General features: G+C 71.7%; 16 protein-coding genes. 5 read left to right on the forward strand and 11 right to left on the reverse strand.

Features of this window, described 5'->3' with window-relative positions; all coding sequences use genetic code 11:
- Positions 1-108: 108 nt before the first annotated feature.
- On the reverse strand, positions 109-1,107 hold the full coding sequence (locus DC008_RS04840; RefSeq protein ID WP_108705880.1) for an EamA family transporter: 999 nt from the start codon (positions 1,105-1,107) through the stop codon (positions 109-111).
- Between the two features lie 74 nt (positions 1,108-1,181).
- The gene (locus DC008_RS04845; RefSeq protein ID WP_108705881.1) at positions 1,182-1,703 is read right to left on the reverse strand and encodes a Clp protease N-terminal domain-containing protein; all 522 of its coding nucleotides are present in this window, start codon (positions 1,701-1,703) and stop codon (positions 1,182-1,184) included.
- A gap of 257 nt (positions 1,704-1,960) precedes the next feature.
- Between DC008_RS04845 and DC008_RS04850 the strand changes: the two genes are divergently transcribed.
- Positions 1,961-2,395: a type II toxin-antitoxin system Rv0910 family toxin gene (locus DC008_RS04850; RefSeq protein ID WP_108705882.1), complete on the forward strand. Its 435-nt coding sequence runs from the start codon at positions 1,961-1,963 to the stop codon at positions 2,393-2,395.
- 150 nt (positions 2,396-2,545) lie between these two features.
- Here DC008_RS04850 and DC008_RS04855 read toward each other — a convergent pair whose 3' ends face one another.
- Complete coding sequence (locus tag DC008_RS04855; RefSeq protein ID WP_108710568.1) at positions 2,546-3,163, reverse strand: PadR family transcriptional regulator; 618 nt, start codon at positions 3,161-3,163, stop codon at positions 2,546-2,548.
- A 187-nt stretch (positions 3,164-3,350) separates the two neighbouring features.
- Between DC008_RS04855 and DC008_RS04860 the strand changes: the two genes are divergently transcribed.
- Entirely contained in the window at positions 3,351-4,160 is an 810-nt protein-coding gene (locus tag DC008_RS04860) for a PhzF family phenazine biosynthesis protein (protein WP_108705883.1), read from the forward strand.
- A gap of 60 nt (positions 4,161-4,220) precedes the next feature.
- Here DC008_RS04860 and DC008_RS04865 read toward each other — a convergent pair whose 3' ends face one another.
- Positions 4,221-5,021, reverse strand: a complete 801-nt coding sequence (locus DC008_RS04865) for a CPBP family intramembrane glutamic endopeptidase (protein WP_108705884.1) — start codon at positions 5,019-5,021, stop codon at positions 4,221-4,223.
- 203 nt (positions 5,022-5,224) lie between these two features.
- Here DC008_RS04865 and DC008_RS04870 point away from each other — a divergent pair, with 203 nt between their 5' ends.
- Positions 5,225-6,997 carry a substrate-binding and VWA domain-containing protein gene (locus tag DC008_RS04870; protein ID WP_108705885.1) on the forward strand — a complete coding sequence of 591 codons (1,773 nt, stop codon included), beginning with the start codon at positions 5,225-5,227 and terminating at the stop codon, positions 6,995-6,997.
- Between the two features lie 30 nt (positions 6,998-7,027).
- Here the strand turns inward: DC008_RS04870 and DC008_RS04875 are convergent, their stop codons facing one another.
- Positions 7,028-8,545 (reverse strand): glutamate-cysteine ligase family protein, encoded by a 1,518-nt coding sequence (locus tag DC008_RS04875; RefSeq protein WP_108705886.1) that lies wholly within the window; start codon positions 8,543-8,545, stop codon positions 7,028-7,030.
- A gap of 557 nt (positions 8,546-9,102) precedes the next feature.
- Between DC008_RS04875 and DC008_RS04880 the strand changes: the two genes are divergently transcribed.
- The gene (locus tag DC008_RS04880; RefSeq protein ID WP_108705887.1) at positions 9,103-9,705 is read left to right on the forward strand and encodes a hypothetical protein; all 603 of its coding nucleotides are present in this window, start codon (positions 9,103-9,105) and stop codon (positions 9,703-9,705) included.
- A 387-nt stretch (positions 9,706-10,092) separates the two neighbouring features.
- Positions 10,093-10,299: a DUF5999 family protein gene (locus DC008_RS04885; RefSeq protein WP_108705888.1), complete on the forward strand. Its 207-nt coding sequence runs from the start codon at positions 10,093-10,095 to the stop codon at positions 10,297-10,299.
- A gap of 146 nt (positions 10,300-10,445) precedes the next feature.
- Here the strand turns inward: DC008_RS04885 and DC008_RS04890 are convergent, their stop codons facing one another.
- The 6 genes from DC008_RS04890 to gcvP form a co-directional block, all read right to left on the reverse strand.
- Complete coding sequence (locus DC008_RS04890; RefSeq protein ID WP_108705889.1) at positions 10,446-11,114, reverse strand: potassium-transporting ATPase subunit C; 669 nt, start codon at positions 11,112-11,114, stop codon at positions 10,446-10,448.
- Between the two features lie 5 nt (positions 11,115-11,119).
- Positions 11,120-13,225 (reverse strand): potassium-transporting ATPase subunit KdpB, encoded by a 2,106-nt coding sequence (gene kdpB, locus DC008_RS04895; RefSeq protein ID WP_108705890.1) that lies wholly within the window; start codon positions 13,223-13,225, stop codon positions 11,120-11,122.
- Complete coding sequence (kdpA, locus tag DC008_RS04900) at positions 13,222-14,886, reverse strand: potassium-transporting ATPase subunit KdpA (RefSeq protein ID WP_108705891.1); 1,665 nt, start codon at positions 14,884-14,886, stop codon at positions 13,222-13,224. The genes kdpB and kdpA overlap by 4 nt, the downstream gene beginning before the upstream one ends.
- 8 nt (positions 14,887-14,894) lie before the next feature.
- A complete protein-coding gene (gene kdpF / locus DC008_RS04905; protein WP_016434100.1) occupies positions 14,895-14,984 on the reverse strand; it encodes a K(+)-transporting ATPase subunit F in 90 nt (29 codons plus the stop codon).
- Complete coding sequence (locus DC008_RS35375; RefSeq protein WP_164492263.1) at positions 14,981-15,154, reverse strand: hypothetical protein; 174 nt, start codon at positions 15,152-15,154, stop codon at positions 14,981-14,983. Before DC008_RS35375 ends, kdpF begins: the two co-directional genes overlap by 4 nt.
- 118 nt (positions 15,155-15,272) lie before the next feature.
- Positions 15,273-18,158, reverse strand: coding sequence for an aminomethyl-transferring glycine dehydrogenase (gene gcvP, locus DC008_RS04910; protein WP_108705892.1), 2,886 nt, complete (start codon positions 18,156-18,158; stop codon positions 15,273-15,275).
- Between the last annotated feature and the right edge of the window lie 20 nt (positions 18,159-18,178).

The raw sequence follows: 18,178 nt of genomic DNA on the forward strand, positions 1-18,178 counted from the left end.
GTCTGCGGGCAGCACGGCACCGCCCGGCACGGCCGGGCGGACGATCCGGAAGGCCCGCCTCAGGCGGCCGGAGGCGGAAGAACGCGTGTCAACGGCATGATCGGCACCTTAGGCGACGTTCTCCCGCTCGGACAACTCGGTATCGACCCCGCCGGCCGCCACGGGCTGCGGCGCCCCCTTCGCGGGTGCCGACGACTGCGCGATGAAAGCACCGGCCAGGACGACGGCACCGCCGACGATCTGCGGGGCGGACAGGTGCTCGCCGAGCAGGAACCAGGCCAGGACGGTCGCGATGACCGCCTCCAGGCAGGCGACGACCCCGGCGACCTGCGGCGAGAGCCGACGGACCGAGACCACGCCGGTGACATAGGCGATGACGGTGGCGAGGAGGACGATCCAGGCCAGCAGCAGCACGGCCGGGACCGGTATGCCGTCCATGTGCGCGGTGCCGCCGAGCACGGCCCAGTCCATCGCCCACGGGCGGGCGATCACGGTGAGCACGGCGGCGCCGACCAGAAGGCCGTACGCGATGACGCCGAGCGGGTCGGGGGCGTCGGCGCCGGAGTCGCTGCCCTGGTCGGACAGGACGAAGTAGCCGACCTGACAGCAGGCGGCGCCGAGCGCGAGGAGCAACCCGAGGGCGTCGAAGCCGAGTCCCGCCCACACCTCGACGACACAGGCGAGCCCGCCCACCGCGAGGACGACACCGACGGCGGCGGCGCGGGTGACGGGCCGCCGCTGCACGAACCGGACCCAGCCGAGGACGAGCGCCGGCGCCAGGTACTCCACGAGCAGCGCGACACCGACCGGGATACGGGAGATGGAGGCGAAGTAGAACGCCTGCACACCGGCCACACCCAACAGTCCGAACCCCGCGAGCAGGGCCGGCCGACGGCGGACCAGGGCGCGATGGCGCACGGCGAGCGGCAGCATCACGAGGGCCGCGCCCGCGACCCGCAGCCACACCACATGGAGCGGGTCGAGCCCCGCCTCGATCAGCGGCTTCGCCGCGACACCCGAACCACCGAAGGCGATCGCGGAGACGATCGCGAGACCGAGCCCGATCCCTTTGCCGCGGCCTGCCAGGCCGCTCTCAGACGTGCGCACCGGCCCATGATGACAGGCGATGACATGAGCGTCATCCCCGGTGACACCTGTCTCGTTGGCTGGACGCGGACGCCCTAGAGCACACCCTCCTTGTCGATGCGGGCCCGCAGGTCGTCCACGTCGACGCCGGCGCGGTGCAGCACCTCCACGGCGCCGGCGCGCGGGTCCCGCACGAGCGCCCCGAGCAGGTCGAGGCCGCGGGCCAGCGGGTCGCCGCGGTGGGCGGCCCGCAGACTGCTGTCGTGCATGGCGTCCGCCGCCAGCGGCGAGAGACCGTCGGCGTCCGGTACGACGGGTACGGCCCCGGAGTCCTCGACGGTGCCCTGCCAGCGCAGGCCGTAGCCGATGCTGCGCTGGACGAGATAGCCGAGCAGCCGGGCGACCTGCGGCCCCTCGCCGAGGACGGCGTGGACGGCGGGGTCGTGTTCGAGGAGCGAGTGCAGCAGATGGGCCGTGTCGACGTGCCGGTCCCCGTCCCGGACCGCCCGGCGGCGCGCGCCGGAGACCACCGCCGTCAGCTCGTCACTGGGCCGGGCGGCGTCCTGGCGCCGGGAGTCCTGTTCCTGGGTGGACTGCCGGGGGATACGGGGCTGCACATGTTCACCCCATCAACTGTTTCGCTGCCGGGCATCCACGAGGGGAACCATCTCGGCGTCCCACGCGAAGTGGACTCCCGGGACGGAAATCTCCTCCTTGGGGAGGAGATCTGACGGAAGACGGCGATGCGGCGCGCGCCGCCTTGCCCTCCACATGTCGGTCCGAGCCGCGCATCTGACGGTTCATCACTCTTGAATGTTGCGGGCCTCACGGCTACGTTCCGCGACACCCGAGCCCGACACGAAGAGGTGGTCGCATGGCCGAAGTCAGCGCGGAGGCACGCATCGAGGCACCCGCCGAGAAAGTCTGGGCACAGCTGACGGACTGGCCGTCGTACGGCGAGTGGAACGCGACCCACACCAACTTCCCGGCCGGCGGCCCCTCGGCCCTCGAGGTCGGCGGGACCTTCCAGGAGAACATGAAGCTGATGGGCTTCCCGGCGGAGGTCGAGTGGACCATCGAGGAACTGGAGCCGGCCCGCACGCTGGCCATCCGCGGCAAGGGACCGATGGCGGTCACGGTTGTCACGCGGTACACGCTGACGCCCGAGTCCGGCGGTTCCGCCACGACGCTGAGGATCGACGGGGAGTTCACGGGCGCGGCCGTGTCGCTGATGGCCGGCAAGCTCAAGGACTCGGCGACGGCGGCCCTGAACGAGTCGCTGCGCAAGCTGGCCGGGCTGGTCGCCTGACGCCGTCCCGGTCCGGCCGGGCGACGCGAAACGCCCCGCGGATCGCTCCACGGGGCGCTTCCTTCACCGCGGCGGGCAGGCCACGGGCACCGCGGCGGGAGGGCCACAGGCACCGCGGCGGGCAGGCGGCGAGCCCCGCTCAGCCCTCGCTCAGTCCTCGTCGGCCAGGATCAGGTACAGCTTCTTGCGGGCCTCGCCGATGACGGCGAGCGCCTTCTCGCGCTGCTCCTTCGTGCCCGTCTTCCAGACCTGACCGAAGGCCTCCATCAGGCCGAAGCCGGCCTGCCGGATCTCGCCCAGCGCCTCCCAGTCGACGCCCCGGGAAGCCTCTTCCCAGGGGGCCTCCGGGCCGGCCTCGGCCGCCTCGCGGCCCGCGTCGGTCAGCGCGAACAGCTTCTTGCCGCCCTCGCTCTCACTGACGATCAGGCCCTCGTCCTCCAGCAGCTGGAGAGTCGGGTACACCGAGCCGGGGCTGGGCTTCCACGCCCCGCCGCTGCGCTCGGCGATCTCCTGGATCATCTCGTAACCGTGCATCGGGCGGTCCTTCAGCAGGGCCAGGATCGAGGCCCGCACGTCACCGCGCCGGGCCCGCCCCCGAGGTCCACCCCGACCCCGGGGCCCCCACGGGCCGGGACCGAATCCGGGTCCACCGAAGCCACCGGGTCCGAACGGACCGAAGGCGCCACGGCGCCCTTCGAAGCCGCCTCGGCCGTGGTGCCCGTGCTCACCATGACCACCGTGTCCACGCTCGTATCCATGGGAACGCATCGCCATCACTCCATCCATCGTTGATCTGTCGCGATGCTTCAACGATATATCGGGAACGGTCGCCCGACAACCCCCTTCCGCGCCGCCCGGCAACCCCCATCCGCGTCGCCCGCCGTCCCCATGACCGGTCCAGCACCCTCCGATTGGCCTTGGCCCCCCGCTCCCGGAACCCCCTACCGTCGACGACATGCGGATTCGAATCGTCGACGCCTTCACCGACCGCCCCTTCTCCGGCAATCCGGCGGGGGTCCTGCTCCTCGACGCCTTCCCGGCGGACGCCTGGCTCCAGGACGTGGCCATGGAGGTCAACCACCCCGAGACGGCCTTCGCCCACCCGCTGCCCGAGGGCGGCGAGGCCGACTGGGCGCTGCGCTGGTTCACACCCGCCGCCGAGGTCGCGATGTGCGGTCACGCGACCCTCGCCACCGCCCACGTCCTGTTCGGGACCGGCGCCCACGAGGGCCCCGTGCGGTTCGCCACCCGCAGCGGTGTCCTCGTCGCCACGCCCCGCGCGGACGGTTCGATCACGCTGGACTTCCCGACGGCCCCGCTGACCCCGGTGCCGGTGCCCGACGGGCTCGTCGAAGCCCTGGGCGCCGAGCCGCTGTGCGCCTTCGACACGGGGCCGTTCGTCGGCGATCTGCTCGTCGAACTCCCCGACGAGAAGACGGTCCGCGCCCTGACCCCCGACTTCCGGGCGCTCGGCGGGCACTCCGAGCGCGGCGTCATCGCCACCGCGGCGGCCGAGGACCCCGCCGACGGCCACGACTTCGTCAGCCGCGGGTTCTTCCCGAACGTCGGCATCGACGAGGACGCCGTCACCGGCAGCGCCCACACCGCCCTCGCCCCGTTCTGGTCCGAGCGCCTCGGCCGTACCGAGCTCACGGGTCTGCAGGCGTCCCGGCGCCCCGGGCACGTCCGCGTCGAACTCCGCGGCGAGCGCACGCTCCTCGGGGGCCGCGCGGTCACGGTCATCGAGGGCGAGCTCAACGCTTAGGCAGACACGTCGAAGGGGGCGTACGACCGAGTCGTACGCCCCCTTCGGTATGCCGTCGGGTCAGGGCGTCGGCAGCCAGTCCACCCGGCCCGCGAGCAGGGCGTATCCGACGAACGCCCCGATGTCGAGCAGGGTGTGGGCGACGACCAGCGGGCCCACCCGCCCCCAGCGCCGGTAGAGCAGGACGAAGACCACGCCCATCACCATGTTGCCGATGAAGCCGCCGACGCCCTGGTAGAGGTGGTACGAGCCGCGCAGCACGGAGCTGGCCACCAGCGCGGCGGCCGGCGTCCAGCCCAGCTGCCCCAGCCTCCGCAGCAGATAGCCGACGACGATGACCTCTTCGAGGACGGCGTTCTGCAGGGCCGACAGGATCAGCACCGGGTACTTCCACCACACGTCGGGCAGCGCCTCGGGCACCACGGTGAGGTTGAAGCCGAGCTCGCGGGCGGCGAGATAGAACGCGATGCCGGTGCTGCCGATGACGGCGGCGATCCCCGCCCCACGTCCCAGGTCGAACCAGGGGCGCCCGCGGTCGAAGCCGAGCGTGCGCATGCTCCGGCCCTCCCGCATGAGGAGGTGCGCGACCAGCGCGACGGGCACCAGCGCGCTGGCGATCCCGAAGAGCTGCCACGCCAGATCCAGCCACGGACGGCCCGGTGCGGCCGAGGCGTTGAGCGTGGCCGCCTGGTCCTTGAGGCCGCCCGGTTTCGTCACGGACCCGACGAAACTGATCAGGGCGGACACCCCGCTCGCGCCGAGCGAGAGGGCCAGGACGAGCAGCGTCTCGTCACGGAGGATCCGCCGTGCGGGCCGCTCGTTCGGAAAGGGATCGGCCAGGGGACCTGCCTCGCCCTGCACACCTGCCTCCAGTTGGCTAATCCCGCCTCATCCTCATCGCGGCCCCGCTAGGGTCTCGAAAAAAGTATCGAGGACCGTGCGGGGCCCGCCGTCGGGGGACGGGGTTTCCGTACGGGGCGCTCCGCCGGCGCCGCCCCGCCGCCCGCCCGCGGCCGGAGTGCGGCGCGGGACCGGGCGGGGCGACAGGGAGGGGCACCACCGTCATGGGACGTCACAGCTTGCCCGATCAGTATGGAGCGGGCAGCGGCGACCCCGGTCGACGCGCCTTCAGGCGCAGGCTGGCCCTGGTGACGGCGGTCGCGCTGACGGTGGCCGGCGGCACCGCAGCGGCGGTCGAGGAGGGCCTGCTGACCTTCGGCACCTCGTGCCAGGACGACGCGGTACGGCTGACGCTGGCCGCGTCCCCCGAGGTGGCGCCCGCGCTGAAGACGGCCGCGGAGCGGGCCCGGCGGGCCGGTCTCACCTCGGACGGGCGATGCGTCGCGGTGACGGTGACCGCGCGGGAGCCGCATCGGATCGCCGAGGCGCTGTCGGCGGACGAGGACCCGGGCGCCGAGGTGTGGGTGCCGGACTCGCAGGCCTGGGTACAGCGGCTCACGGCGGACGGCGGGACGGCCGAGGTCTCCACGATCGGCAATGTCGCCGCCTCACCGGTCGGGGTCGCCATGGTCCCGGCCGCCGCGAAGAGGCTGGGCTGGCCGCGCCGGACGTACACCTGGACGGAGCTGGCCGGGGAGACGCTGGGCGACGGCCCCGTGCGGCTCGGAGCCGGCGATCCGGCGCGCAGCGCTGCCGGGCTGCTCGCACTGACCCGGGTGAGCGCGGCGGCGGACGCGACGGAGGGCGGGGACACCCGGGCGGCCGCTCTGATGAAGGCGCTGTCGGAGCGGGTCACCGAGGGCGGCGGGCAGATCCTGGAGAGCCTGCCGCGTGACGCCTCGGACAGCGAGACGGCCAACCCCCGGCGCAACCAGGCGGTGGTCCTCAGCGAGCAGGCCGCCTTCAAGTACAACGCGGCCACCGAGGACGCCCGTGACCTGGACTTCTTCTACCCGGAGGACGGCGCGCCCCGGCTCGACTACCCGTACGCGCTGCTGGACCAGACCGGGCTGACCACCGACGAGAGCCGGGCGGCGATCCGGTTCATGAGCTACCTCGACGACCCGGAGCAGCAGCGCCTGCTGGAGCGGTACGGCTTCCGCACCTCGGACGAGAAGGTGCCGGACGGCCTGGTCGCACGGGCCGGCGGCAGCGCCCCGCAGCCGTATGCGGAGCCGGTGGACCGGCCGGTGACGGCGGTCGCCCTGCAGGAGGCGCTCGGCGTCTGGGAGATCACCGTGCGCAGCGCGCGGATCACCATGGTCGTGGACGCCTCCGCGTCCATGGAGGAGCGGGTGCCGGGCACCGAGCGGTCCCGGATGGACGTCACCAGGGCGTCGCTGCGGCGCGCGCTGAACACCTTCACGGCGGACGACGAGATCGGTTTGTGGGACTTCTCCACCGCCCTGGACGGCACCAAGGACTACCGGGTCCGGGTGCCGGCCGGGCGCCTCGGCGACAGCGAGGGCGACGTCACGCAGCGGGACCGGCTGTCGGCGGCCGTCGACCGGCTGAAGCCGGTGCCGGAGGGCGCGACGGGCCTGTACGACACGACGCTCGCCGCGTACGAGGCGGCGAGGTCCTCCTATGCGAAGGGCCGGTTCAACGCCGTGGTCGTCCTCACGGACGGCGTCAACGAGGACCCGGGCAGCATCTCGCGGTCCGCGCTCCTCTCCCGTCTCGGGAAGCTGGCCGATGCCAAGCGCCCGCTCCCCCTCATCATGATCGCCGTGGGTCCGGACGCCGACCGCGAGGAGGCGGACCGGATCGCGAAGGCGACCGGGGGCTCGGGCCACGAGGTGACGGACCCGGCCCAGATGGAGACGGCGATCCTCAAGGCGATCGTGAAGGCGGCCTCCCCCGACCGGCGGGGCTGACGGCCGCCGACACGATCTCCCGAACGGTCCTCACACCGCGGGCACCGGCTCCGGCTGGCCCACCGGCCAGGTGTGCACGGGCTCGCCGCGGAGCATCAGCTCCCGGTAGCGCCGGGTCGTCGCGGCCAGCGCGGCGTCCCGGCCCAGCCCGGACTCCAGCGCCCGGTGGAAGGTGGCCGCCTGCCAGGACGCGCCGTTGGTGCGCCGACGGCAGCGCTCCTCGATGACGCCCAGGTAGAAGTCCCGGTCGGCCGGTTCGACGCCCCACGCGTCCAGGCCCACCTCGGCCAGTGGCAGCAGTTCGTCGCGGACGAGGCTGACGGCGTCGACCTCGGCCATGGCACCGTGCCGACCCCGGCGCGGCCAGAGCAGCCGGGCGTCGATGCCGTCCTTGCAGGCGGCGTCGAAGTTGGCGGCCGCCGCCTCGAAGGGCATCCTGGTCCACACGGGCCGCGACTCCTCGGCGAGGGCGCGGACGACGCCGTAGTAGAACGCCGCGTTGGCGATGACGTCGGTGACGGTGGGCCCGGCGGGCAGGACGCGGTTCTCCACGCGCAGATGCGGGACGCCGTCGGCGATGTCGTAGACGGGGCGGTTCCAGCGGTAGACGGTGCCGTTGTGCAGGACGAGTTCCGCGAGGGTGGGGGTGCCGCCGGCGTCCAGGACCTCCAGCGGGTTCTCGTCGTCGCAGATCGGCAGCAGCGCGGGGAAGTAGCGCAGGTTCTCCTCGAAGAGGTCGTACGCCGAGGTGATCCAGCGCTCCCCGAACCAGGTGCGCGGCCGGACGCCCTGCGCCTGGAGCTCGGGTGGGCGGGTGTCGGTGGACTGCTGGAACAGCGGTGGGCGGGACTCCCGCCACAGCTCGCGCCCGAAGAGGAACGGCGAGTTGGCGCCGACGGCGATCTGCGCGGCGGCGACCGCCTGGGCGGCGTTCCAGACGTCGGCGAAGCGGCCCGGGGTGACCTGGAGGTGCAGTTGCACCGAGGTGCAGGCGGCCTCGGGGGCGATGGACTTCGAGGTGCACGTCAGGCGTTCCACGCCGTCGATGTCGAGGGTGAAGTCCTCGCCGCGGGCGGCCACGATCTGCTCGTTGAGGAGCGCGTAACGGTCCACGGCGGAGAGATTCGAGGAGACCAGGTCGTCGCGGTCGAGGGTCGGCAGAATACCGATCATCACGATTCCGGCGTCGACCTCGCCCGCTTTTCGGTCGGCATATGCCAGTGACGTACGGAGTTCCTCGCCGAGCTGGTCGAAAACACGGCCCTCCAGACGGTGCGGGGCTATGTTCACCTCCAGATTGAACATCGCGAGTTCGGTCTGGAAGTCACGGCTGGCGATACGTTCGAGTACCTGCCCGTTCAACATTCTCGGCATACCGTCGGCGCCGGCGAGATTCAGCTCGATCTCCAGCCCCAGGAGATTCCTGGGACGGTCGAACCGCCGCTCCTCCAGCAGCCGCTCCAGCCCCGTCAGACACTGCCGCAGCTTGTCACGGTAGTGCTGACGATCGGACAGGTCGAACCGACCTGCCACGACCTTCTCCCCCATCGGGTCCCTCCTCGGATGGGCGGGCCGAGGATCGGCCGCCGGTCTCGCGGGTCAGGTGGGATGATGCCCAGCCAAGGCGATCGATAACGTCCCCGCCCGGGCCTGTGGCCCGCTAGTCTGTTCCGCTGTGACCGGCGGCACATTCACCGGGCAAGCGGCACAGCGCAGTTTCCGGGCGTTCACGAAGTCGTGAAAAACGCCGACGACAATTGGCCGACCGCGCCCCGGACGTTTTTCGAGGTCACCACCACACCTTCGGCCGGGAATGGGGATTTTCTCCCGCATATCGCCGACCGAATGCACTCTTGCCGTGTACACCGGGACCGGCTAGATGAAACATCATCTGAACCGTCGTCGTATAAACTGCGCTATCAGGCAGAGGGTCGGCACCCGCGGTCCCCGTACCTGTCGTCCAGGTGACGTACGGCAGGCCCGACATCCCCCGCGCTTCAGGACCCCGGCTCCCCGGCACCTCTGGCCTCCCCCCGAGCAGACAGCGCTGTCCGCCCTGCCCCGCCCTCGCGCCATCGTGCCTGTCGAATGAGAGGCGACCCACCATGCCGCTGCATGTTCCCCCGGCTCCCGCGCCCGCCCTGCGTTCCGTCCTGACCGCGCTCGGCTCCCCCACCGCCGTCAGCGAGGCCCGAACACCCTCCCTGCGCGCCGCACAGGGACCCGCCACCCCCGAACTCCCGCTGCCCGTCCATGTGCTGGACGAGCTCACCCCGGCGGGCATGTCCACGACCCGGCTGGCGGGCTGGCGCTTCCTGATCCGCTGCGGGGAACGCGCGGTGGCCGCCGCCGAGACCCGGCTGACCCCCGACGGCTGGGCCTTCTCCCACTTCTTCGAGGGCCCCTACATCGCCTCCACCGAGCGCGCGCTGCGCCAGGCCGAGACACTGACGCAGCCGTACCAGCCGCGGCTGCTGTCGTTCCCCGGCCTCTACATGCTCACGCTGTGGCTGCACGGCGACAGCACCGCCGACGCCGCCACGGGCCACCCCGACCCCGCCGACGTCCTCGTCCCGCTGGCCCCCGCTCCTCCGGGCGTCGCCTCCCATGTGCCGCACCGGGTGGCCGACCTGCTGCCCGTCCTGACCCTGCGGGCCACCCCGGCTCCGCTGCCGCCCCTGCCACCCCTGCTCGGCTCGCCGGCCTGACGGCACGGGCGCGAGGCCCGCGTACCCCGCCATCCACTCCGGGTGGCGGGGTACGCGGCATCACGGCCCGAGGAGCGCCGCGACTCGCCCGAGCGACACCCCCGCTCAGACGTGTCGCAGCACCACCCGGGCCACCCCGGACTAGCCCCATCCGACCAGGCGGAACCATCCGAAGGGACAGTGCGGTTGGGGTGAACCGCCCGCGCGGGTGATGCGTCATCAACCTGTGAGAAGCGGTGCTGCGAAATCCCTGCGGATGACCGCCCGTAGGGCAACACTGGGTCCAGACCGACTTAACAACGGGGGGCGGCCATGAACGACGTTTCACGCCGCGAGACAGACACATCAGCCATCTCATCCGTCACGACAGAGCGAAAGATCCCCTCCATGTGCCAGCACCAACCACCGTGCCCCTCAGCCGAATCCGCCGACCGGGAATCCGCCCGTCTCGTGGCGCACCACCCGGAGCAGGGCTGGAGCCTGCTGTGCAACGGTGTTCTCCTCTTCGAGGACACCGGTGAACTCCTGCCGGACGGCAAGATCATCGCCCCGCACCGTCCGCTGGGCGCCGGCAAGGTGGTCACCGCCGCGTAGTCGTCCCGGACGATCCCCGCGGCACCGGGCGGCGCGCGCCGCACGCCCGGAGTACTCCCAGGGGCCGGTCGCAGACTCCGACTGCGAGCCGGCCCCCACGTGTGTCCGGCCCCGATCACGCACGGTAGCCGGGCGGACGGCCCCCGTCAGCTCCCGCCCACCAAGTCCCGCAGCGCGATGTTGAGTTCGAGCACGTCGACCCGGGGCTCCCCGATGAAGCCGAGCGTACGGCCCTCGGTGTGGGCCTCGACCAGCTTCCGCACCTGCCCCGTGGACAGGCCGTTGCGCTCGGCGACCCGGTGGACCTGGAGTGCGGCGTACTCCGGGGAGATGTCCGGGTCCAGTCCGGAACCGGAGGACGTCACCGCGTCCGCGGGCACCTGGGACGGCTTCACCCGGTACCCGGCGGTCGAGTTGTCCCTGACGACGGCCGCCTTGGCCTCCTTCACCCACCGCACGAGCTCCGGGTTGTCGCCGGACCGGTTGGTCGCGCCGGACAGGATGAGGCGGTACTGCGTGTTGACGTTGTTGCTGCCGAGGCCGTTCTGCGGGCGGCCCTGGAACCACTTGAGGTCGGGCGCCGGAGTCTCCTGGCCCTTCTTCAGCGGCAGGTCGTACGCCTGCCCGATCAGCGAGGAGCCGACGACCTTGCCGTCCGCCCGCACCTCGGAGCCGTTCGCCTTGCCGGGGAACAGTCCCTGCGCGATGCCGGTGACGGCCAGCGGATAGAGGACGCCGGTGACCAGGGTGAGGACGAGGAGGGCGCGCAGGCCCGCCCCGAGCAGACGGGCCGTGTTCGATAGGGAGTGGTTCATGGCCTTCAGCCGATTCCGGGGATGAGGGAGAGGAGCACGTCGATGAGCTTGATGCCGGCGAACGGCGCGATGAGGCCGCCCAGTCCGTAGACGGTGAGGTTCCGCCGCAGCAGGCGGTCCGCGCTGACCGGCCGGTAGCGCACGCCCTTCAGCGCCAGCGGCACCAGCGCGACGATGATCAGCGCGTTGAAGACGACCGCCGACAGGATCGCGGAGTGCGGGGAGGACAGGCCCATGATGTTGAGCCTGTCCAGGCCCGGGTAGACCGCCGCGAACAGCGCCGGGATGATCGCGAAGTACTTCGCGACGTCGTTGGCGATGGAGAAGGTGGTGAGCGCGCCCCGCGTGATGAGCAGCTGCTTGCCGATCTCGACGATCTCGATCAGCTTGGTCGGGTCGGAGTCGAGGTCGACCATGTTGCCGGCCTCCTTGGCGGCCGACGTACCGGTGTTCATGGCCACGCCGACGTCCGCCTGCGCGAGCGCGGGCGCGTCGTTGGTGCCGTCACCGGTCATCGCGACGAGCTTGCCGCCCGCCTGTTCCCGCTTGATGAGCGCCATCTTGTCCTCGGGCGTGGCCTCGGCGAGGAAGTCGTCGACGCCCGCCTCCTCGGCGATCGCCTTGGCGGTCAGCGGGTTGTCGCCGGTGATCATGACGGTCCTGATGCCCATGCGGCGCAGTTCCGCGAAGCGTTCGCGCAGACCGTCCTTGACGACGTCCTTGAGGTGGACGGCGCCGAGCACCCGCGCTCCGGCCGCGTCCTCGACGGCGACCAGCAGCGGCGTCCCGCCCGCCTCGGCGATCCGGTCGGCCACCTCCCACGCCGCGCCCGGCACGTCGCCGCCGCGTTCCGCGACCCAGGCGACGACGGCCCCGGCGGCGCCCTTGCGAATCCTGTGCCCGGGGACGTCCACCCCGGACATCCGGGTCTGCGCGGTGAACGCGACCCACTCGGCGCCCGTCAACTCCCGCTCGCGCAGCCCGAACAGTTCCTTGGCGAGCACGACGACCGAACGGCCCTCGGGTGTCTCGTCGGCCAGCGAGGACAGCTGGGCCGCGTCGGCCACCTCGGCGGCCGTCGCCCCGCCGATCGGCACGAACTCGGCCGCCCTGCGGTTGCCCAGCGTGATGGTGCCGGTCTTGTCGAGCAGCAGCGTCGATATGTCACCGGCGGCCTCGACGGCCCGCCCGGACAGGGCGAGCACATTGCGCTGCACGAGCCGGTCCATGCCCGCGATGCCGATGGCGGAGAGCAGCGCGCCGATCGTGGTCGGGATCAGGCAGACCAGCAGGGCCACCAGCACGACCATCGGCAGCTGCGCGCCCGCGTAGCCGGCCAGCGGGGGCAGGGTGGCGCAGGCGAGCAGGAAGACGATGGTGAGCGAGGCCAGCAGGATGGTCAGCGCGATCTCGTTCGGTGTCTTCTGCCGGGCGGCGCCCTCGACCAGGCCGATCATCCGGTCGATGAACGTCTCGCCGGGCCGGGTCGTGATCCGGACGACGATCCGGTCGGAGAGGACCTTCGTCCCGCCGGTGACGGCGGAACGGTCGCCGCCGGACTCCCGGATGACCGGCGCCGACTCACCGGTGATCGCGGACTCGTCGACGGACGCGACGCCCTCGACGACGTCCCCGTCGCCGGGGATCACGTCACCGGCCTCGCACACCACGAGGTCGCCGACGCGCAGTTCGGTGCCGGGGACGACCGTGCCGTCGGCCCGGCGCGCCACCGTGTCCGTCCTCGCCCGGCGCAAGGTGTCGGCCTGCGCCTTGCCGCGGCCCTCGGCGACGGCCTCCGCCAGATTGGCGAAGATCACCGTCAGCCACAGCCAGGCGCTGATGGTCCAGCCGAACCAGTCGCCGGGATCGGCGAGAGCGAACGCCGTGGTCAGCACCGAACCGACCCACACCACGAACATCACGGGCGACTTGACCATGACGCGTGGGTCGAGCTTGCGGAAGGCGTCCGGCAGCGACCTGAGGAGCTGCTTCGGGTCGAACAGGCCCGCGCCGACGCGTCCTTGGGGTGGCCTGGGCCCGGCCGGCGCGTCCTGGCTGGGCGCGAGAGGGGAAGGGGACATGGTGCTCTGTTTCTGTGACTCGATGCTCATGACGCCAGCCCCTCGGCGAGCGGTCCGAGCGCGAGGGCCGGGAAGTAGGTCAGACCGGTGACGACGACGATCGTGCCGACGAGCAGACCGGCGTACAGGGGTTTGTCGGTGCGCAGGGTGCCCGAGGTGACCGGGACGGGCCGCTGTCCGGCGAGCGAGCCGGCCAGGGCCAGGACGAACACCATCGGCAGGAAACGGCCGAACAGCATGCACAGGCCGAGCGTGGTGTTGAACCACGGCGTGTCCGCGTTCAGCCCGGCGAAGGCCGAGCCGTTGTTGTTGGCGGCGGACGTGTAGGCGTACAGGATCTCGGAGAAGCCGTGCGCCCCGCTGTTGGTCATGGAGTGCGCCGGGGTCGGCAGCGCCATCGCGAGCGCGGTGAAGACGAGGACCAGCGCCGGGGTGACGAGGAGGTAGCAGGCGGCCGCCTTGATCTCCCGGGAGCCGATCTTCCGCCCCAGGTACTCGGGCGTGCGGCCGACCATCAGTCCGGCGAGGAACACCGCGATGATCGCCATGATCAGCATGCCGTAGAGACCGGAGCCCACGCCGCCGGGCGCTATCTCGCCCAGCATCATGCCCAGCAGGGTGATGCCGCCGCCGAGGCCGGTGAACGAGGAGTGGAAGGAGTCGACGGCACCGGTCGAGGTCAGGGTGGTCGCCACGGCGAAGATCGACGAGCCGCCGACGCCGAAGCGCACCTCCTTGCCCTCGTAGGCCCCGCCCGCGAGGTCGAACGCCGGGCCGTGGTGGCTGAACTCGGTCCACATCATCAGGGCGGTGAAACCCAGCCAGAGGGCGGCCATCGTGCCGAGGATCGCGTACCCCTGCCGCACCGAGCCGACCATGACGCCGAAGGTCCGGGTCAGCGCGAACGGGATGAGGAGGATCAGGAAGATCTCGAAGAGGTTCGAGAACGGCGTCGGATTCTCGAAGGGATGCGCGGAGTTGGCGTTGAAGTAGCCGCCGCCGTTCGTGCCGAGCTCCTTGATGGCCTCCTGCGAGGCCACCGCGCCGCCGTTCCACTGCCGGGGGCCGCCCAGGAACTGGCCGACCTCGTGGATGCCGGAGAAGTTCTGGAGCACCCCGCAGGCGACGAGCACGAGCGCGGCGACGGCGGCGAGGGGGAGAAGGACGCGGACGACACCGCGCACCAGGTCGGCCCAGAAGTTGCCGAGTTCACCGGTGCGCGAGCGCGCGAACCCGCGCACCAGCGCCACGGCGACGGCCATGCCGACGGCGGCGGAGACGAAGTTCTGCACGGCCAGCCCGGCGGTCTGCACGACATGGCCCATGGCCTGCTCGCCGTAGTACGACTGCCAGTTGGTGTTGGTCACGAAGGAGACGGCCGTGTTGAACGCCTGGTCCGGGTCGATGGAGGCGAACCCGAGCGACCCGGGCAGTACGCCCTGCAGCCGCTGGAGCAGGTACAGGAGGAGGACGCCGACGGCGGAGAAGGCGAGGACACCGCGCAGATACGCGGTCCAGCGCATCTGCCGGTCGGGGTCGGCACCGATGCACCGGTAGATCCACTTCTCGGCACGCCAGTGCCGGTCCGCGGAGTACACCCGGGCCATGTAGGTGCCGAGCGGTCTGTGGGCGAGCGCCAGGGCTGCGGTGAGGGCCAGCAGTTGGAGGACGCCGGCGAGGACGGGACCCATCTGCGTTCTCAGAACCTCTCCGGGAAGATCAGGGCGAGGACGAGATAGCCCAGCAGGGCGACGGCCACGACGAGGCCGACGATGTTCTCGGCGGTCACAGCTTCGTCACCCCCTTGGCGACGAGGGCCACCAGGGCGAAGCACGCGATGGTGGTGACGACGAAGGCCAGATCGGCCATCGTGGACTCCTGGGTGAAGGTCGTTCGGACGGGGACGCTTCGAGGAAACGCCCTCCGTGGCCGGAAACGACCGCCGTTGACGGCTCCCATACGGCCCTCGGCACCGCCTTGACGCAACCCATACGGCGCCCCGACCCAGATGGCACGCGAAAGGGCTCCGCCCCCGGCCGGTGCGGCCAGGGGCGGAGCCCTTCGGGTCAGCGGACGGTCAGCCCTCGTACGCGTCCATGGGCGGGCAGGAGCACACCAGGTTCCGGTCGCCGAAGGCCTGGTCGATGCGGCGCACCGGCGGCCAGTACTTGTCGGCGGCGGACACCCCGGCCGGGAAGACGGCCTCCTCGCGGCTGTACGCGTGCTCCCACGCGCCGCCGAGCGCACCGGCGGTGTGCGGGGCGTTGCGCAGCGGGTTGTCCTCGGCGGGCCACTCGCCCGAGCCGACCTTCTCGATCTCGGCGCGGATGGCGATCATCGCGTCGCAGAACCGATCGAGCTCGGTCAGGTCCTCGGACTCGGTCGGCTCGATCATCAGCGTGCCGGCCACCGGGAAGGACATCGTCGGCGCGTGGAAGCCGTAGTCGATGAGGCGCTTGGCCACGTCGTCCACGCTGACGCCGGTGGCCTTGGTCAGCGGCCGCAGGTCGATGATGCACTCGTGCGCGACGAGGCCGCCCGGACCGGTGTAGAGCACCGGGTAGTGCGGCTCGAGCCGCTTGGCGATGTAGTTGGCGCTGAGCACGGCCACCTGCGTGGCCCGCTTCAGTCCCTCGCCGCCCATGAGACGGACGTACGCCCAGGAGATGGGCAGGATGCCCGCGGAGCCCCAGGGCGCGGCCGAGATCGGGCCGACGCCCGTCTCGGGACCGGCCGCGGGCTGCAGCGGGTGGTTCGGCAGGTACGGCGCCAGGTGGGCGCGCACACCGACCGGGCCGACGCCCGGGCCACCGCCGCCGTGCGGGATGCAGAAGGTCTTGTGCAGGTTCAGGTGCGAGACGTCGCCGCCGAAGTGGCCGGGCTTGGCCAGCCCCACCAGCGCGTTGAGGTTGGCGCCGTCGACGTACACCTGGCCGCCGGCCTCGTGCACCTGCGCGCAGATGTCGGCGACGTGCTCCTCGAACACCCCGTGCGTGGACGGGTAGGTGATCATCAGCACGGCGAGCTCGTCACGGTGCTTCTCGATCTTCGCCCGCAGGTCCTCGACGTCGATCTCGCCGTCCTCGGCGGTCTTGACGACGACGACCTTCATACCGGCCATCACGGCGCTGGCGGCGTTCGTGCCGTGTGCGGAGGACGGGATCAGACAGACGGTGCGCTGCTCGTCGCCGTTGGCCCGGTGGTAGCCGCGTACGGCGAGCAGACCGGCCAGCTCGCCCTGTGAACCGGCGTTCGGCTGGAGCGAGACCTTGTCGTAGCCGGTGACCTCGGCGAGACGCTCCTCCAGCTCACGGATGAGCGTGAGGTAGCCCTCCGCCTGCTCGGCGGGCGCGAACGGGTGCAGCTGGCCGAACTCGGGCCAGGTGACCGGCTCCATCTCGGTCGTCGCGTTGAGCTTCATCGTGCAGGAGCCCAGCGGGATCATGCCGCGGTCCAGCGCGTAGTCCCGGTCGGCGAGCCGGCGCAGGTAGCGCAGCATCGCGGTCTCGGAGCGGTGCTGGTGGAAGACGGGGTGCGTCAGATACTCGTCGCCGCGCAGCAGCGCGCCGGGCAGCCCCTCGCCGGCCGACGCGTCCAGCGCGTCGATCCGGCCCTCGACGCCGAACGCCTTCCACACGGCGGAGACCTGGGCGCGGGTGGTGGTCTCGTCGCAGGCGACCGACACGTGGTCGGCGTCGACGAGGCGCAGGTTCACCCCGTGGTCCCGGGCGGCGGCGACGATGTCGGCGGCCTTGCCGGGCACCCGGGCGGTCACGGTGTCGAAGAACGAGCCGTGCAGGACCTCGACCCCGCCGGCCGACAGGCCCGCGGCGAGGATCGTGGCGTAGCGGTGGGTGCGGGCGGCGATGCCCTTCAGGCCGTCCGGGCCGTGGTAGACGGCGTACATGCCGGCCATCACGGCGAGCAGCACCTGGGCGGTACAGATGTTGCTGGTGGCCTTCTCACGGCGGATGTGCTGCTCACGGGTCTGCAGCGCGAGGCGGTACGCCTTGTTGCCGTCGGCGTCGACGGACACACCGACGAGGCGGCCGGGCAGGCTGCGCGCGAACTTCTCGCGGACCGCCATGTAACCGGCGTGCGGCCCGCCGAAGCCCATCGGGACACCGAACCGCTGCGTGGTGCCGACCGCGATGTCCGCGCCGAGCTCGCCGGGCGACTTCAGCAGCGTGAGCGCCAGCAGGTCCGCGGCGACGGTCACCAGGGCGCCCAGCCCATGGGCCTGCTCGATGACGGGCGTGAGGTCCCGTACGGCCCCGGAGGCGCCCGGGTACTGCAGGAGCACGCCGTTGATCTCGCGCTCGGCGACCTCGGCGGGGATGCCCTCGCTGAGGTCGGCGACCACGACCTCCATGCCGGTGGGCTCGGCGCGGGTCTGGATCACGGCGATGGTCTGCGGAAGGGCGTCCGCGTCGATTAGGAAGAGGCCCTTCTTGTTCTTGCCCATGCGCAGCGACAGGGCCATGGCCTCGGCGGCCGCGGTGCCCTCGTCGAGCAGGGAGGCGCCGGACGTCGGCAGCCCGGTGAGGTCGGCGACCATCGTCTGGAAGTTCAGCAGGGCCTCGAGCCGGCCCTGGGAGATCTCGGGCTGGTACGGCGTGTACGCCGTGTACCAGGCCGGGTTCTCCATGACGTTGCGCAGGATGACCGGCGGGGTGAACGTCCCGTAGTAGCCGAGCCCGACCATCGAGTCCAGGACCTGGTTCCGGTCGGCGAGCGAGCGCAGCTCGGCCAGCACCTCGGCCTCGGTGCGGGCACCGGGCAGGTCGAGGGCGTCGGCGTTCTTGATCACGTCCGGGACCGCGGCAGCGGTCAGCTCGTCGAGCGAGCCGTACCCGACATGGGCGAGCATCTTGGCCCGCGCCTCGGAATCGGGACCGATGTGACGCTGCTCGAAGGGAATCCCTTGCTCGAGCTCGGAGAGCGGAATGCGATGGGCGGTCATTGCGGAGGCCTCCATGGTCT

The sequence above is a fragment of the Streptomyces nigra genome, assembly GCF_003074055.1.
Lineage (GTDB): Bacteria > Actinomycetota > Actinomycetes > Streptomycetales > Streptomycetaceae > Streptomyces > Streptomyces nigra.

Excerpts from the sequence above, each read along its gene's own strand:
- DC008_RS04850 (WP_108705882.1), top strand. The coding sequence starts at position 1,961 with ATGGCCGAAGTCAGCGCGGAGGCACGCATCGAGGCACCCGCCGAGAAA.
- DC008_RS04855 (WP_108710568.1), bottom strand. The coding sequence starts at position 3,163 with ATGCGTTCCCATGGATACGAGCGTGGACACGGTGGTCATGGTGAGCAC.
- DC008_RS04860 (WP_108705883.1), top strand. The coding sequence starts at position 3,351 with ATGCGGATTCGAATCGTCGACGCCTTCACCGACCGCCCCTTCTCCGGC.
- DC008_RS04870 (WP_108705885.1), top strand. The coding sequence starts at position 5,225 with ATGGGACGTCACAGCTTGCCCGATCAGTATGGAGCGGGCAGCGGCGAC.
- DC008_RS04875 (WP_108705886.1), bottom strand. The coding sequence starts at position 8,545 with ATGGGGGAGAAGGTCGTGGCAGGTCGGTTCGACCTGTCCGATCGTCAG.
- DC008_RS04880 (WP_108705887.1), top strand. The coding sequence starts at position 9,103 with ATGCCGCTGCATGTTCCCCCGGCTCCCGCGCCCGCCCTGCGTTCCGTC.
- DC008_RS04885 (WP_108705888.1), top strand. The coding sequence starts at position 10,093 with ATGTGCCAGCACCAACCACCGTGCCCCTCAGCCGAATCCGCCGACCGG.
- DC008_RS04890 (WP_108705889.1), bottom strand. The coding sequence starts at position 11,114 with ATGAACCACTCCCTATCGAACACGGCCCGTCTGCTCGGGGCGGGCCTG.
- kdpB (WP_108705890.1), bottom strand. The coding sequence starts at position 13,225 with ATGAGCATCGAGTCACAGAAACAGAGCACCATGTCCCCTTCCCCTCTC.
- kdpA (WP_108705891.1), bottom strand. The coding sequence starts at position 14,886 with ATGGGTCCCGTCCTCGCCGGCGTCCTCCAACTGCTGGCCCTCACCGCA.
- DC008_RS35375 (WP_164492263.1), bottom strand. The coding sequence starts at position 15,154 with ATGGGAGCCGTCAACGGCGGTCGTTTCCGGCCACGGAGGGCGTTTCCT.
- gcvP (WP_108705892.1), bottom strand. The coding sequence starts at position 18,158 with ATGACCGCCCATCGCATTCCGCTCTCCGAGCTCGAGCAAGGGATTCCC.